The 15,395-nt window shown below is 39.9% G+C and carries 10 protein-coding genes; 5 read left to right on the forward strand and 5 right to left on the reverse strand.

Annotated elements, in window-relative coordinates; translation table 11 throughout:
- Positions 1–12: 12 nt before the first annotated feature.
- Positions 13–3,198 (forward strand): biotin/lipoyl-containing protein, encoded by a 3,186-nt coding sequence (locus tag IOC57_RS15070; RefSeq protein ID WP_207439490.1) that lies wholly within the window; start codon positions 13–15, stop codon positions 3,196–3,198.
- 385 nt (positions 3,199–3,583) lie between these two features.
- Here the strand turns inward: IOC57_RS15070 and IOC57_RS15075 are convergent, their stop codons facing one another.
- The 3 genes from IOC57_RS15075 to IOC57_RS15085 are packed head-to-tail and all read right to left on the reverse strand — an operon-like array spanning position 3,584 to position 7,483.
- Positions 3,584–4,798 carry a Ger(x)C family spore germination protein gene (locus IOC57_RS15075; protein ID WP_207439491.1) on the reverse strand — a complete coding sequence of 405 codons (1,215 nt, stop codon included), beginning with the start codon at positions 4,796–4,798 and terminating at the stop codon, positions 3,584–3,586.
- Positions 4,782–5,882: a spore germination protein gene (locus IOC57_RS15080; protein WP_207439492.1), complete on the reverse strand. Its 1,101-nt coding sequence runs from the start codon at positions 5,880–5,882 to the stop codon at positions 4,782–4,784. Before IOC57_RS15080 ends, IOC57_RS15075 begins: the two co-directional genes overlap by 17 nt.
- 26 nt (positions 5,883–5,908) lie before the next feature.
- Entirely contained in the window at positions 5,909–7,483 is a 1,575-nt protein-coding gene (locus IOC57_RS15085) for a spore germination protein (RefSeq protein WP_207439493.1), read from the reverse strand.
- A 648-nt stretch (positions 7,484–8,131) separates the two neighbouring features.
- Between IOC57_RS15085 and pbp4b the strand changes: the two genes are divergently transcribed.
- A complete protein-coding gene (gene pbp4b, locus IOC57_RS15090; RefSeq protein ID WP_207439515.1) occupies positions 8,132–9,505 on the forward strand; it encodes a penicillin binding protein PBP4B in 1,374 nt (457 codons plus the stop codon).
- A 96-nt stretch (positions 9,506–9,601) separates the two neighbouring features.
- Here pbp4b and IOC57_RS15095 read toward each other — a convergent pair whose 3' ends face one another.
- Both IOC57_RS15095 and IOC57_RS15100 read right to left on the reverse strand, forming a co-directional pair.
- Positions 9,602–11,323, reverse strand: a complete 1,722-nt coding sequence (locus tag IOC57_RS15095) for an ABC transporter ATP-binding protein (RefSeq protein WP_207439494.1) — start codon at positions 11,321–11,323, stop codon at positions 9,602–9,604.
- A 103-nt stretch (positions 11,324–11,426) separates the two neighbouring features.
- Positions 11,427–12,428 (reverse strand): ABC transporter substrate-binding protein, encoded by a 1,002-nt coding sequence (locus IOC57_RS15100; protein ID WP_207439495.1) that lies wholly within the window; start codon positions 12,426–12,428, stop codon positions 11,427–11,429.
- Between the two features lie 162 nt (positions 12,429–12,590).
- On the opposite strand from IOC57_RS15100, the gene IOC57_RS15105 reads away from it, so the two are divergent.
- The 3 genes from IOC57_RS15105 to hutP all read left to right on the forward strand — a co-directional run bounded on the left by IOC57_RS15105 (position 12,591) and on the right by hutP (position 15,304).
- Positions 12,591–13,604 carry a FecCD family ABC transporter permease gene (locus IOC57_RS15105; RefSeq protein WP_396020830.1) on the forward strand — a complete coding sequence of 338 codons (1,014 nt, stop codon included), beginning with the start codon at positions 12,591–12,593 and terminating at the stop codon, positions 13,602–13,604.
- On the forward strand, positions 13,604–14,629 hold the full coding sequence (locus IOC57_RS15110; RefSeq protein ID WP_207439497.1) for a FecCD family ABC transporter permease: 1,026 nt from the start codon (positions 13,604–13,606) through the stop codon (positions 14,627–14,629). Before IOC57_RS15105 ends, IOC57_RS15110 begins: the two co-directional genes overlap by 1 nt.
- Before the next feature lie 225 nt (positions 14,630–14,854).
- Positions 14,855–15,304 carry a histidine utilization transcription antiterminator HutP gene (gene hutP / locus IOC57_RS15115; RefSeq protein WP_207439498.1) on the forward strand — a complete coding sequence of 150 codons (450 nt, stop codon included), beginning with the start codon at positions 14,855–14,857 and terminating at the stop codon, positions 15,302–15,304.
- Positions 15,305–15,395: the final 91 nt, after the last annotated feature.

A 15,395-nucleotide genomic window follows, 5' to 3' on the forward strand; every position in this document is an offset into this window, starting at 1 on the left:
GGAGAAATAACAATGACATCGATTATTATCCCAGAGATTGAAGAGGGCATTGAAAAAATCCTTCTTGTGCAATGGTATAAACAGCCAGGCGATTATATTACGGTGGGCGAAAGCTTAGCCAAATTCAGCTGTGAGGGCATCGAATTTGACCTCTTTTCAGAAAAAGAAGGCAGCCTTAAAGAATTGCATGTAGCGGAGGACACTATAGTCAAGGTTGGTGATCTGATATGTTATTTGGATTCTGGCGAAGCTCTTCCAAGGGAAATATTAAAAGGAGTTGAAAAACAAGAAACGATAGAAGGTAAAGAGCCCCTTGAAGACGTAACAAGTGTAGCTGGAAAAAATAACATAGACAGTTCGATTTACTTAATGGATAAGAACGAAGAGCAGGTTCTATTCTCACCTGATTCCCAAACCGTTCCGGTCTCTGCCATTTCAATGACTTATAAAGAAGTGAGATCTTTAATCAGCCATTTATATCAGAGTGCAGAAGAAACCTTTTTTAAGGTTGAATCGAGCTTTTTTCAAGACATTAAAAAGATGCTCCGTTCCAGATGGGTTTACATGAATAACGGGAATGCTATATATGATCACAACATTGCAGCTGTATTTCCTTATAGAAAATACTATGAGTTAGTGGGCGAAGATTTTGACTACAAAAAGCATTTGGACGTTTCCGGTTTTATAGGTGATGCCATGACACGGGAAGAAGCTGCCAAAAGTTTCAATACAACCGATCACCCTGTATATAAGAGAATAATAGCTTTAGATGATTATTCCTCGAGTAAAAATCCTTCCATCTCAAGGATATTTGCCAATCAAACGGCAAACGCTTCTAAATCAATAGCGTTTAAATTCAACGGGTACGACATTCAAGGTTTTGATGTAGTTAATCAAAAAAATAATTTGCTAGGAAAAGGATTTTTCGTTCCTGTTTTCCGTTTGAATGGGGAAAATTCCTTTGAAATCAAGGATCAAATGGCTCTCCATCTCTGGCTGGAAAACCGATTAGTACCATGTGGATTAAGCGCAGAACGCCAGAAGGAGTTTGATTATTTGCTGGCATTGTATCAATTAAAGGGTTTAGACCAAGAAAGTTTTATAAAAGAATTGCCATCAATCGCTATCGATTCCAAGACGTTTTATGAAAAGCTTTTAAACTCTGAAAAAGTAAGAGCTGATATTGATACATATGATGAAAAGATGTTAACAGATCCAAACCGAGGACATTGGGATTTATGGCCTGTCCAATCTAATGAAAAACCTTTAACGATAAAACTGAAAGAAGAAATAATGGGCAGGAACCCTAAAATGGATATTAGGGAGGACGGCATAGTTGGCATTGATTTTGGAACGAAAAGTACAGTGGTCGTTTATCAAGAAGAAAGTGATTTTACTCTTCCCATGCGTATTGGGGTTGGATACCTTAACACGGAAGTAAAAGACTGGCATTATGAAAATCCGACCGTGATTGAATTTATTGATTTAGAACAATTCCTGGAGCTTTATCAAGAAAAAGAAGGAAGACCAGAAACAAGGTGGCAGGATGTGACGGTTTCCCACAATGCCCTCAACAATTTGATGAATGGAAAGAGTGACCATTATTATTCCATATTGAATAATCTAAAGCAGTGGGCTGGAGAAAAGAAAAATGAACTCCGATTAAAAGACAAGAAGGGATATGCCGTTGTACTGCGTCCCTTTCTGGACTTAACCGATCAGGAAATCAACCCAATTGAGTTATACGCCTACTATCTCGGTTTGTATATCAATAACCAGAACAATGGAATTTACCTGGACTACACCTTATCTTTCCCGGCGATGTATGAAAAAGTGGTAAGAGAAAAAATGCTAAAGTGTTTTGAGCGTGGGTTAAAAAAGACGCTTCCTATGCCGATTCAGCAGGATGAAGAATTAATGAAAAAGTTTCGTGTCACCGCTGGGGCGAGTGAACCTGCTGCCTATGCTGTTTGTGCCTTACAGGAATACGGGTTTGAACCGGAAGAGAATGAAAAAACGTACTACGGGGTGTTTGATTTTGGTGGAGGAACGACAGATTTTGATTTTGGGATTTGGCGTGAAGCGGGCTTGAAAGAAAGCAGATATGATTATGTCATTGAGCATTTTGCAGCGGGCGGGGACCGTTATTTAGGTGGGGAGAAGATGCTAGAGCTTTTGGCATTCCAAGTGTTTAAAAATAATCAAAGAACAATGCGTGAGCTAAATATTCCTTTTACTCTCCCAGCAGAATGTGTGAAATTTCCCGGAAGTGAAATGCTGATTAATGAATCACAAGAATCCTATTTAAATACGAAACAATTGGTAGAAAAATTAAGGCCACTTTGGGAAAGACGTGGACGGTATGAAGAACAGTTTGGAAAAGGAATGTTTCGGGCAGACTTGTTTGACAAAGCCGGCCACGCAAAACTCAATGTGGAACTTTTGATCGATCAAGATGAAATGGAACAACTGATTGAGGAAAGAATTGAAAAAGGCATTAAAAATTTCTTTGAGTCATTAAGGCGCGCTTTTGCCCGGTTAGAACCAGGCAAAATTAATAAAGTACATATCCTGCTTGCGGGTAATTCAAGTAAATCCCCGGTCGTTATGAATCTATTTAATAAATGGATTGAAAGGGAGGTACAGAACACTCAAAACTGGGGAGAAGTGTCTGATAATCTTTTTGAGATTCTTCCACCACTGGGGACAGAAGGCGCTTATTTAAAGCAGGAAGAGAGAAACAGAGTGGTCAATCGAGATATTTTAACAGCTCCTACGGGAAAAACAGGCGTTGCTTTTGGACTTGTACAAAGCAGAAAAGGTGGAAGTATAAAAGTTATTGACCGCGATATGGTGAATGGCGAATCAAAGTTCAAGTATTTTCTTGGCATCGGGAGAAAAGGGAAATTAAAAACAGTGATTGATCAAGAAGAAGAGTATAACATATGGCATCTTTTCATTGATGCGTCAGAAGAAGATTTTGAAATTTATTACACAAGCCTGCCGGAAGCTAACACCAACCAGCTTGATATTAAGCAGGCACAGAGGAAAAAGCTTCGAATTGAGCATGCAGATGATTCAGCTTTTGTTTATATTCGAATCATAAGCCCGACTGTTATTGAATATGTTGTTGCAGAAGAAGATTCGATTATAAAAGGAGTTCATTTAAGTGAAATTACTAAAGTGGAATTAAGCTGATCTTTCATTAAAAGAAGATATGTTAAACAAAAAATATTTTCGTAAACACACAACAGATATAAAGATTGGTTACTCATGTCCATCCATGTATAGGCTGATTTACTTCAACAAATGAGACGTGAGGTAGCTGAAAGTGCGCGAAGACGATTCCACCACGTAATAGATATGAAAAAATAAAGAAGCAATTTGATGGTAGATGTCCCCACATGGTTTTATGTAAAAAGGGCTGCCAGTAGATTTAAAGTTAAAGTCCTCCCACAGTATACTGTGGGAGGACTTTTCATGCTCATCGTATTTGTATTCCCATGGTACTTTATAATGTTTAAGAAAAAGTTCGCATTTTCAACATTTAATGCTAGAAGCTCTATGTGTTTATCTTGACGGTTCATTTCTTTGATCCTCCTGATGTACCATAATCATTAATAGTTAATTTTACATCGTAGTTGATCGGAGTTTCACTAAATGTTTGGTCCCAATCCTTTTTAACCTTATTCCATACTTTGGGATTTTCAATTCTCAAGCGGTTTCCGAAGCCAGCAATGTCTACTTGGTATTCTTTTTGCATTTTTTCTAATACATTCCCCACCAAGCGTTTCACTTCTTTTTCAGCTGATTTTTCTGCATTTTTTAGAAATTCATTTTTAAAGGAATCTCCTGAATCTACCCAGTTTTCAGACAGTCTTCCCGTTGATTCAATGTTTACATCAAAAGAGATGTTATCTCCTTTAACTCGTGGTTTGATAGTGCTTTTCATGGACTCTATTTCATAAACAATCAGCTGACCGGTTTCCTTATCATAGCCTTTCACTACACCGCCTTTTCCCTTACCTGTTATCCAGGTTATCCCCTCCACTTCTTCCTCATTTAAAGTACCAGTCATTTTGTGTGTCTTTCCATCAATCACGGCAGCTCCGGCAAATTTGACCTGCCCATTCACTGATAGTACTTTTTGCATCAGAAAACTGGAGCCCGATTTGATCTTGCTTTCTACTTTAATATGCGACATGGGAGGCAAAATCCTCGTTGTTCGATATGCATTTTCTACAATGCCAGCCAGACGGAACGCTGGAATTTCTCCTGCTTTCTTTGTTTCCAGTGTCTTACTTGCTCTTCCTTTACTGATGAGCACAAGACAGCTTGGTCTGATCTCACTTTCTCGAAGATTTTGATCAAGTAATTGTTCCAATTTATAAGATCTTGCAAGATTTTCACCGATAACAACCACTTTCATATGGTGACCGGTTACAGGTTGCTGGCTTCTCAATGATAATTCACGAACCATTTGATGGACGGAGTCTCCAGTTTCAGAAACGTTCACATAAGATTTTTGTAGTGGACCTGCTTGTTTAGTTGTTGAACTCGCAACTTGTGGAGTGATAAATTGATAGGTGGCAGTAATCAGGTTTCTTTTTGAATAACCCTTCCCGTATTCATTTAACTCTTTCTCGTTGGAGGACTCCCTGCCCTTATCGAATGCCAAACCTATACCTAGGCTTTGCTCTTCAATTTCATGACTGCTCCAACATCCTGTAAGGAATAAAAACAAAAGAACGGAGAGGGAAATGAAAAGGGGACGTATATTGCTATGTGATCGTTCCATATTTTCCTCCCTTTATTCTTGAGATGATAAGCAGGAGAAGCGGGAGTAAACCAAATAAAAACAATGCGATATTGCCGACGAAATCTCCTTGTTTAAACAGGTCATTGATATTTTTTGGGATCATGGCAATGATGTATAAAATCGGGAGCAAGCCAAACATAAATGGGTGAATGCTCCTTTTCGTAATTTGAGCTAGGCCTAATGCAGCCGCAAAGTATGTAATGGTAAATGTTGCAAATATTTGCATGATCCAAATCACGAGCAATAAAGATTCAAACCGTTCAAAGATCAAACCGGAGATTTCAAAACTTCGTATAAGATCAAGTGTCGGCCATGTTCTCATGACTACGCCATCAACAGATAATGCTCCGATGACCATTACGACCGTTATCACGTAAAAGATCAATGGAATGGAAACTCCAAAAAGCAGGGCTTTCACTGCTTTTTTAGGCTGATTCATAAACGGAAGAAGCAGTAACATGATTTCAGGTCCTGTAAAAGCGAGAGCTGTTGTTTTTACTCCTTTTAGTACAGGGATGATTCCTTCTCCTAATACAGGACGCAGATTATCTAACTCAAATATTTTAAAGCTCATAAAGGTAACAACCAAAAAAAGGATAACTGTCAAAGGGAATATAATTTCAAAGAGACGGGCGATCGGATTAATGCCGCCGATGACCAAATAAAGACTTACCCACATGAAAATCATCATAATTGCCCAAGTAGGTGTACCTTCAAGAAGTAAATACTTTACTACCTCCGCCATTGCACGGAGCTGAAACCCTGAGGTCATAAGAAAATTACAGATTACAACCAAACTGAGTAACCCACCCACCCATTTTCCAACAATATCATTGATGTATTGATAAAAGGTTTTTTCGGGAAACTGTTGGCTTAATTTGACCATAATCACCCCCGCGGTTATGGAGATAGCCCCGCCTAAAATGACACTTATCCATACATCTGGTGTTTGTACCTTCTCTGTAGATGATCTGGGTAGGGTGAGTAATCCTGTGCCGAGTATGAAATTGATGACAATGACAGCTGCTTGAGGAGTTGTAATTTTGTCTTTCGGGCTGATCATTCTTTAACCACCTTTTCACCGATAGGTTATCCTTTACGTATGGGGTTTTTTGTATGCAGCATCTTTGGACGGCGTTTCATCATCATAAGTGGCATGCGTACCACCAGGTCTTTCCAATCACTTAAGCGATAAGGAACGGCTGGACTTAAATAAGGCACACCAAAGCTTTTTAATTTCACTAAATGGCTGATCATTAAAAGAAAAAAGAGAATGACCCCGAATAACCCAAATGTGGCAGCACATAGCATTGCGGGAAAACGAAGAATCCGCAATGTGAATCCAGTACTATATTGCGGAATGGAAAATGATGAAATCGCGGTTAACGCTACCACGATGACCAAAACGGGGCTAACGATCCCTGCCTGTACAGCAGCTTCCCCAATGATTAAACCGCCGACAATTCCCATTGCGGGACCGATTGGCTTAGGTAATCGCAGTCCTGCTTCCCTTAATATCTCGATGGATATTTCCATGAATAATGCTTCGATAAGTGCCGGAAACGGAACCCCGGATCTGGTTTCTATAATGGAGATGGCCAGTTTGGTCGGAATCAGCCCGGAATGAAATGAAATGAAAGCAATATATAAAGACGGTGTAAAAAGAGCCAGAATAGCTGCGAGGTAACGAAGCATACGGATGAATGTACCTGGAATCCACCTTTCATAATAATCTTCCGGTGATTGTAACATCATGCTTAAGGTAACTGGAACGATCAAGGCGAAGGGCGTCCCATCTAATAAGATAGCCACTCGACCTTCCATCAAAGCAGCGATCACGCGATCCGGACGCTCTGTATTCTGTACTTGCGGAAAAGGACTAAGGTAATTATCTTCGATAAGTTGCTCTACATAACCTGATTCAGGAACATTATCAATATCTATTTTCTTAATTCGGATTTCTACCTCTTGAACTAATTCGGGGTCAACAATATCTTTTATGTAAGCGACAACCAAATCTTTTTTTGAACGCTTTCCTACTTGGAATTTTACTAATGATAAATTCTCAATTTCACCACTACCCCTTAAAAAGGATGTATTATCACTCAAGGATTCAGTGAAACCGATCCTCGGACCTCTGACTAATGCCTCTGATACCGGCTCTTCGATCGTCCTTGTTTTAAGTTTTGTAGTTCCAAGGATCAGCGCATCCGATGATCCATCAATTAAAAGAGCAGTAGAACCTGTGAGTACTTTAGATGCTAATTCTTTAATGGAACGGACTGCTTCGATTTCACTAATGGATAACACTTCATTTTTTATGAATTCTTTTGAAATGTTTCCTTTGAGGTAGGGCTGGTCCTGTTTATATTTTGCTGAAAAATCAATCATCAATGATGGCATAATATGCTTATCAATGAGATCTTTATCCGATAGTCCTTCCGCAAATATGATAACTGACCGTATTCCGGTACGCCCTAGATTAAATTCTCGAAAATGCACATCCCAATTATGGCCAATTTCTTGCCTGACACAATCAAGATTAAAATTAAGATTATCTGTAAACTGACGCGTTGTATCTTGGGAGGAATATGCTTCTTGTTTGTCTTCATTGGTACTATTCCCTTTTTTACCAATCTTTGATATCCACTCTTTCATTCTCATCACTCATCCTTTGAGGTACGAAGCCAATAAAACAATTTGCAGATTGAATACGGTATAAGAAAAACAATAAAAGCTTGTATAAAAACCTGCCATGCTGGAAGGTAGGAAACAACCGTTTTCCACATTTTCATCACCCTATACTTGTCTCAGATAGCAGTAGAATTATGTAAAATTCCTTTATTTCTCGAATAGTATTAATATCTTCTTCGTTTCTTATGCAATGAAGTTAAAAGCCACTAACGTATTTGCAACACTTTATACTGGTATCTTAATGAACGAGGAAATGAGAGAATTATTATTATTATTGGCTTTTCCTCTTTGAAATGGAGGAGACCTATCTCAAGATTTCGAAATATAATTTTAAAAATATAAATAACAAATTGAAATGATGTTCGGAATAATATATACTGAAAATTGAGAAATATTGGTAAATATTATCTGCTTTTGGGGAATATCCGCATTTATCAACTTAAGAATTAGACATACTGATAGCAACCAGGAACGGAAAAGGATACACGATTAGCGCTTTATAGGATTGTGAATCCTGGTGAAAAAGAATGGAATGAGTGAGAATATCTTTCGTTATTGGTCAAAAGGTAAAGTCGTTCCTTAATTTCTAAAGTGCGATTTCAAAGGGGGGGGAAAATGATGAATATAGGGACAAGCTGCACACTAGGTTCAATTCTGGCACTTTCCTTACTAGTACCATCCGTGTCTATTGCTACTGAAAATCCAATACAGGATGCTGCTGTGAGTAAGGAAACTTCCAGCGAGTATCCAATATTGAAGAAAGCAAAAAAACCAGAAGAAGCGGGCTTTTCGTCTGAAAAGCTGGAAAAGGTGGACCAGCTTATTGAATTGGAAGTGGCTGCCGGTTTCCCTGGTGCTGCCCTGATTGTCATAAAGGACGGAAAGATCGTTAAAAATGAAAGATACGGGTATAAACAGAAATATAATGAACATACGCCTCTTAAGAAGTTTCAGAATATGGAAAATGACACGTTATTTGACCTTGCTTCAAACACGAAGATGTATGCAACCAATTTTGCTATTCAGAAATTAGTCAGTGAAGGCAAGCTGAATATCCAGGAAAAAGTCCAGCAATACATACCTGAATTCAAAGACACCGAGGAGGATGTGGTCAAAGGAAAGGACAATTTGAGGATTATTGATGTTCTTCATCATACTGCAGGGTTTAGACCCGATCCGCAATACCATAATCCAAAGGTTTCGAAAGAACTTTATTCCCAGGAACGGGATAAGACCATCGAGTTCATTTCTAAAACACCGCTCACATATGTACCTGGAACACAGAATGTATACAGTGATGTCGATTATATGCTGCTTGGCGCCATTGTTGAGGAAATAACGGGTCAGCAGCTTGACTCCTATGTTGAAAATGAATTGTTCAAGCCGCTTGGGTTGAAAAATACAAAGTTCAATCCTCTTCAAAAGGGCTTTAAACCAAAGGATTTTGCTGCAACGGAATTGCTTGGTAACACCCGGGATGGGGAAATGGATTTCCCAAATATTCGCACATACACACTTCAAGGGGAAGTGCATGATGAAAAAGCCTTTTATTCGATGGGAGGCGTTTCAGGGCATGCAGGTCTTTTCTCCAATACAAAAGATATGGCTGTCCTTCTGCAGGTTATGCTAAATGGGGGGGGATATGGTAAACATACGTTGTTTGATCAAGAAACCATCGATGAATTCGTTGCGCCTTCCGAAATGAATCCTACATATGGACTTGGGTGGAGACGAAATGGCGATGCTAGCATGGAGTGGATGTTCAGTCCTTATGCGAGCGACAGTGCTTACGGTCATACTGGATGGACGGGGACAGTCACGATCATTGATCCTGAAATGGATTTAGGGATTGTTTTACTTACAAACAAAAAGCACTCTCCACTCGTTGACCCTGTAGCCAATCCCAATCAGTTTTTTGGCGATCTCTTCAAAACAGGAAGCTATGGAAGTGTTGTAACTGCTATTTATGAAGCATTGGAAATGAATGAATAATATATATATCCATCAAGTGAAAGGCCTCCCATTAGTGTCGGGAGGCCTTTTTCTTGATCTATCAGAATGTCTGTAATTCTTATAGCCTAGCTTAATTTATACAGTTTGGGCAAGGATCAGATTTTTATATGCACCGTCTTGATTGAGCAAATTATCATGGGCACCTTGTTCGATGATTTCCCCATTTTGTACAACGATGATGCGATCGGCGTGTTTAATTGTCGCTAATCTGTGTGCAATAACAAGTGTAGTCCGATTTATCGAGAGTCGTTCCAATGCTTTCTGAACTGCTTTTTCGGTCTCGGTGTCTAGAGCGGAAGTGGCTTCATCAAGGATTAAAATCGGTGGGTTCTTCAGGAATATACGAGCAATCGAGACACGCTGCTTTTGCCCTCCCGATAATTTCACTCCACGTTCTCCAATCAATGTTTCCAAGCCTTCGGGCAATTGTTCGATCAAGTCATTTAATTGAGCATCTTCGATGGCTTGGTTCAATTGGGCTTCGGTTGCCTCGGTATTGCCGTACATGATGTTATCCCGAATCGTTCCATCAAATAGAAAGACATCTTGTTGTACGATACCGATATGTTTTCTTAATGATGCCAATTTGTAGTTCCGGATATCGATGCCATCAATTTGAATACTGCCCGACTGGATATCGTAGAAGCGGGGAAGCAAGCTGCACAATGTTGTTTTACCACCACCTGAAGCACCTACCAATGCTATCGTGTTACCTGCAGTTATAGAAAATGAGATATCTTTTAGTATCGTTCTGCCTTTTTCATAGCCAAAAGAAACGTTCTCAAAAACTATATCACCTTTTATATGATCAACTTTGATTGCATCCTTGGCATCATGAATATCTGGAAACATATCAACCAATTCGAGGTACCTTTTAAACCCTGCATAACCCTTGGGCAAGGTTTCCAAAATTGAGCTGATTTGTTTGATTGGTGCTATGAAGATATTGGATAGCATGATGAATGCCACGAATTCCCCATAAGTCATTTTTCCATGGATGACATACCAAGCCCCGCAGCCCAGCACGGTTAAGGCAACTAATTTCATGAGAATGAAGTTCATGGACGTACTCCACGCCATAATTTTATAAGCAAGGAGCTTTGTTAGGCGAAATTCTGAGTTGCTGCGATTGAATAGCTGAATTTCATGAGATTCTTTAGTAAAGGATTGAACAACGCGGATACCGCTAATATTATTTTCGATACGTGCATTGTAATTCGCGATATCACCAAACATCATTTTGAAAGCCCTTGTCATTTTACGGCTGAAATAAACGGATAAGACTATTAAAAAGGGAACAACCGTAAATACGATAATGGCTAATTGCCAATTGATTTGGAACATGACGAAGAAGGCGCCAAAAATGGTCATGAACGCTATGAATAAATCCTCGGGACCATGGTGTGCGATTTCCCCGATATCCATTAAATCATTCGTCATCCTGGATACCAAATGGCCTGTTTTATTATTGTCGAAAAATTTAAAGGATTGCTTTTGAAGCTTGGAGAATAGATTTTCCCTTAGGTCCGTTTCGATGTTTATACCAAGTTTATGTCCGTAGTAAGAAACGATGAAGTTTAATAGAGTGCTTAATAAGTAGATGGCAAGTAGAGCTATGCATGCTATTATTATGTATTTCCAATTGCTAGTTGGTAATAAATCGTCTATTATTCGGTTTACTGCCAAGGGAAAGACCAATTCTAAAACGGCAATTAAAACTGCACATGAAAAATCAATAATGAATAGCCTTTTATAAGGTTTATAATAATTTAAGAAACGCTTAATAACAGTTGACATGATCTATCCTCATTTTTCCTTGATTTTCATCATTCATGATTCATAATAGGTCTCCAATGGAGGAACAGGCAGAGGCCATCACTGCCTGTGATAGCCTTGATTATTATTTCACTAAACTTTTTAAAACATTATCAATGATTTGTTCATTAGCGACTGCGCCAGTGTATAACCAGCTTTCATCAGCAGAAAACTCATGAACATTTCCTGATTTTACAGCTGGTATGCTTTTCCATAAGGATTCATTCAATGAATTAGAGCCAGTGGATTTATCACTATTGATCAAGAAAAGGTGATCGGCATCCAATTCCACTAACTTCTCTAATGAAATGGCACTCCAGTTCCCGGTTGCACTAGCTGATATTTCTTTTACCACATCGGGAACTTTCAAGCCTAAATCTTCGTACATTACGGCTCCGCTTGAAAGTGTTTCACTTACAACGAAGAATTTTCCGCCAACTAGCCAAATAGCTGCCACAGAAGGATTATCCGTTTCTTTTTTTAGTGTTGCTTTTGCCTTTGCAGCTTTAGCATTATACTTTTCCAAAGCTTCCTTAGCGGCTTCCTCTTTGCCGAATACTTCTCCAACGCGCTTAAGCTCATCACGCCAGTCATTGTTTACCTCGGTGCCGATTACATATGTAGGTGCGATTTTATTATATTGCTCATACTTTCCGCCTTCTACCAGGCTTGCAGAGTCCATGATGATTAAGTCCGGTTCCATTTTTTGAACAGCTTCAAATGGAAGGTCATGTGGAATGGTAGGGATTCCATCAAGCTCGTCTTGTAAATACCCCTGTATACTTGCCCCATCTTTCACACTCCATTGAGCGACAGGCTTTATCCCGAGAGTGACAAGATTATCTTCAAGATATGTAGCGATTACACGTTTCGGATTGGCTGGGACAACTACCTTATTCCCCATCGCATCCGTTAAGGTTCTTGTTTTGGCTTCTTCGTGTTGGTCTTTAGCTGAGGTTTGATCTGTTTTATTTGTCGAAGATTGACTATCCGTCGCTTCTTCGTCACCGCAGGCAGCTAAGGAAAGTGCTAATAATCCAGCGCCCATCGCCTGCAACATTTTTTTCGTACTCATTACTTTATACATTTGAATCCTCCTAGGGATATGATAGAATATACTGTGGGTGATAATGATTATCGATTTCAGTTAATTTAAATACAGAAACCATACATTGTCAATCGTTATTTTTACATTTTCACTTTGGAGAGAGTAGTTGTTCAGATGAAATCAAAAACAGAAATAAATAAGATGCCGCTAAATACATATAAAAATAGATTAGTAAGTTTTATACTAATGATAGTCGGTATTGGGTTATTGCTCATTTCGGTTGTGGCTTCAATTAACTTTGGGGCTGCCGATTTAAGTTATCGTGATGTTTATAACGCATTATTTCAATTCGATGAGGATAATGCGGCTCATACGATCATTCGGCAATTAAGGTTTCCGCGTGCGGTCGCCGCAATATGTGTGGGAGCTGCCTTAGCCGTTTCAGGAGCGATCATGCAGGGAATGACAAGAAATCCATTGGCATCACCTTCGATAATGGGTGTAACGGCGGGGTCTTCATTTTTAATTGCAATTGCTCTCGTGGTTATGCCAGGTGTAACTTACCTAGGTTTAATGATGTTCTCTTTTGTAGGCGCAGGTTTAGGGGCTGCATTGGTTTTTGGGATTACATCGTTTTCGAGGGGGGGCATTACACCTGTAAAGCTCGCGTTGGCCGGCTCGGCCATAACATCCTTGCTTAGCTCACTTTCTACGGCTGTAGGAATTAAATTCAATATTTCAAAAGATATAAGCTATTGGTTTGCTGGGGGAGTTTCAAGCGTGCAGCCGCAGCATGTTTTATTTACGCTTCCATTTATATTGGCGGGGCTATTGTTAGCTTTAGCCCTTTCCCGTTCTATTTCCATTCTAAGCCTAGGTGAAGAAGTGGCAAAAGGTCTTGGACAAAATACAGGCATAGTGAAATTAATGGGAACGATTGTGGTATTGTTGCTGACGGGGGCTGCGGTATCGATAGCAGGAATGATAGGATTCATAGGTTTGGTCATCCCACACATTACAAGGTTTTTGGTAGGGAATGATTATCGGCTGATCATTCCATGTTCTGCAATTTTGGGTGGCGTGCTATTGATTGTCGCCGATATCGTCGGGCGTATGGTGAATGCCCCATTCGAGACGCCTGTTGGAGCCATAACGGCCATTATCGGCGTCCCCTTTTTCCTATATTTAGCACGTAAGGAAGGGAGGGGATTATGATGCCTAAGCATTCAGCCCAGAAAGAGGGAATGTTTAAGAAGCTGATTTTATGTACTAGCGTTTTAACCGTCATAGTCTTCTTCATTAGTATTAATGCAGGCTACATTAAGATTCCATTGATTGACGTCATACACACATTATCAGGAAATGGCACTGCCCAAAACGAATTGACGATTTTGGAGTTTCGTTTACCAAGAATCGTTTTAGCTATTCTCGTTGGTATGGGAATCGCCATTTCAGGGGCCATTCTACAAGGCATCTCTCAAAATCCTCTAGCTGACCCTGGGATCCTCGGCATCAATGCAGGAGCAGGGTTCACAGTTGTACTATATATGTTCTTCTTCCAAGGCACTGCATTTTTCAAGGGATGGTCATCGGTATTCATCATGCCTTTCACTGCTTTAGCAGGGTCTTTCCTTGCCGCTATTTTAATTTATGCACTATCTTGGAAAAAAGGGCAGGTGACGCCTGCGAGACTATTATTGGTAGGCATAGGAATTAATGCAGCATTCGGTGCAGGTCTGGTCATCTTCCAGATGAAAATGGAACCTAACAATTTCATGAAGGCATTAATCTGGTTATCCGGGACGATCTGGGGGACGAATTGGACTTTTGTATGGGCGTTATTACCATGGTTAGTCATATTGATACCTTTAGCGATTTATAAATCCAAAGTATTGGATGTTTTGCGATTAGGTGACCCGATTGCCATTGGAGTTGGTGTCCAGATAGAAAAGGAACGCAGGCTTTTATTGCTGATTTCAGTCACATTGGCAGGTGTATGCGTTTCAGTGGGCGGAGGCATTACGTTTTTAGGGCTGATTGCACCGCATATAGCCAGGAGATTAGTGGGGGCGAGACATGCAAAACTACTTCCACTGACTGCAATCTTAGGCTCATTATTGCTGTTATCTGCCGATACATTAGGAAGAGTCATCATGGCCCCGATGGAATTGCCGGTGGGGATTATCGTTTCGATTTTAGGAGCGCCGTATTTTATCTATTTACTCGTGAAAAACATTTGATATACATGGAGAAGTACAGAAAAAAAGCCCATTTTCCAGGACGTTAATGAGAATGGGCTTTTTTGCATTCACGGGTTTTCAAAGAATATTGATGAGTGCTGTACGTACGGGTAGAAACCCCCTAAAAGAACTATTTTTAAAAATTTATTGACCGAATGGCTTGTATCCGCTTACAATTATATTTAGTTATTAGTGTATTTAGAAAATTGTAAAAGAGGTACCTGCATGACAAAGGAATTCGACAGAAGAATCGGGCGCCATGCAATCATGTACGCGTTTGCGGACGAAGAGGAAGAAGTCATATTGACGAATGATCTAAAGCGGATGGATTGGCTTTATGGAAAAGGTAAAGTCGGTTCAATGGAGCTGCAGAAAATAGTTGCGGCCATTGAGACATCAGCGAAAAGACTTGGATTAGTCAATCCCGATATGTATCGTGAAATGCATGCGCTGTACCATGCTATCATCGAAGCACTCCAAGGCGTGACACGCGGTCAAGTCGAGCTTGGCGGTCTTTTGAGGACTGCTGGCCTTCGGTTTGCAATCGTCCGGGGCAGGCCGTTTAAAAACGGGGACGAAGGTGAATGGATTGCAGTCGCCGTGTATGGAACGATTGGGGCACCGGTTCGGGGATTTGAACATGAAGCCGTTGGCTTGGGAATTAACCACATTTAAATAATTAAAAGCCTATAGTTATTTAGTAAATTAGGGGGCTGTATTGAAAGACTGGATAAGTCTGTCAATATGGCCTCCTTTTGTTTGTTTA

It is taken from the genome of Bacillus sp. SD075 (assembly GCF_017355165.1).
Lineage (GTDB): Bacteria > Bacillota > Bacilli > Bacillales > DSM-1321 > Peribacillus.

What these genes read in the sequence shown, in the direction of transcription:
- IOC57_RS15105 (WP_396020830.1), top strand. Translation starts at nt 12,591, where the DNA reads ATGCCGCTAAATACATATAAAAATAGATTAGTAAGTTTTATACTAATG.
- IOC57_RS15070 (WP_207439490.1), top strand. Translation starts at nt 13, where the DNA reads ATGACATCGATTATTATCCCAGAGATTGAAGAGGGCATTGAAAAAATC.
- IOC57_RS15110 (WP_207439497.1), top strand. Translation starts at nt 13,604, where the DNA reads ATGCCTAAGCATTCAGCCCAGAAAGAGGGAATGTTTAAGAAGCTGATT.
- IOC57_RS15075 (WP_207439491.1), bottom strand. Translation starts at nt 4,798, where the DNA reads ATGGAACGATCACATAGCAATATACGTCCCCTTTTCATTTCCCTCTCC.
- IOC57_RS15100 (WP_207439495.1), bottom strand. Translation starts at nt 12,428, where the DNA reads ATGTATAAAGTAATGAGTACGAAAAAAATGTTGCAGGCGATGGGCGCT.
- IOC57_RS15095 (WP_207439494.1), bottom strand. Translation starts at nt 11,323, where the DNA reads ATGTCAACTGTTATTAAGCGTTTCTTAAATTATTATAAACCTTATAAA.
- pbp4b (WP_207439515.1), top strand. Translation starts at nt 8,132, where the DNA reads ATGAATATAGGGACAAGCTGCACACTAGGTTCAATTCTGGCACTTTCC.
- hutP (WP_207439498.1), top strand. Translation starts at nt 14,855, where the DNA reads ATGACAAAGGAATTCGACAGAAGAATCGGGCGCCATGCAATCATGTAC.
- IOC57_RS15085 (WP_207439493.1), bottom strand. Translation starts at nt 7,483, where the DNA reads ATGAGAATGAAAGAGTGGATATCAAAGATTGGTAAAAAAGGGAATAGT.
- IOC57_RS15080 (WP_207439492.1), bottom strand. Translation starts at nt 5,882, where the DNA reads ATGATCAGCCCGAAAGACAAAATTACAACTCCTCAAGCAGCTGTCATT.